The organism is Rahnella perminowiae (assembly GCF_019049755.1).
GTDB classification, from domain to species: Bacteria; Pseudomonadota; Gammaproteobacteria; order Enterobacterales; family Enterobacteriaceae; genus Rahnella; species Rahnella perminowiae.
Genome location: NZ_JAFMOS010000095.1, coordinates 1 through 658, shown reverse-complemented (window position 1 = coordinate 658; position 658 = coordinate 1). Strand labels below are relative to the sequence as shown.

Below are 658 nucleotides of genomic sequence, written 5' to 3'. Positions count from 1 at the left end.
GCATAATATAAGCATGAAAAATTCTTTATCAGGATGTTAAAATATTAACGCATTTCTTTTTTTCTGCATCCTGTTGTCAATTTGTTGTATTTACTGGCCCTATTAACTGCATAATACGAACCTTCAAATGCTATTATCCGAAAGCGGCTGGCTTGAAAATAATCATATGTTTATTAGCCTGATAGCGTATTTTTCGGATATTTAGCGTTAAAATTCAACAGGAGTTCTTATGAAAAAGGGTTTAAGTGTCGTGGCTGTTATTGGCATCATGTTTGCTGTCAGCGCCTGTTCCAGTGATTATATTATTTCCACCAATGACGGGCATATGATCACCACACATGGCAAGCCGGTGAAAGATAAAGATACGGGATTGATTTCTTATAAAGATACTGATGGCAGTGTTCACCAGGTTCATCAGGGTGATGTCAAAGAGATTGTTGAAAAATAAGCTCACTGGCACAGGGTTCGCCATTAATATTATTAATGGCGTTATCCGCACGATGAAAGTAGAATGCGTGAAATGAATACTGTTACATTCATCCTGACAGGACTTATACGCTTTTCAGCGGGTGTCGCCTGCATATTATAGAAATTCACATCAGTCATTCTTCATCAGGTATTCCGGTTTGCCGGGTATTTTAAAATACTGGCTATAAGC

1 protein-coding gene is annotated in these 658 nt (G+C 37.8%); it reads left to right on the top strand.

All coding sequences use genetic code 11. From position 1 onward, the window contains the following. The first annotated feature begins 229 nt into the window (after nucleotides 1-229). Complete coding sequence (locus J1785_RS00490; RefSeq protein ID WP_129990944.1) at nucleotides 230-448, top strand: YgdI/YgdR family lipoprotein; 219 nt, start codon at nucleotides 230-232, stop codon at nucleotides 446-448. Nucleotides 449-658: the final 210 nt, after the last annotated feature.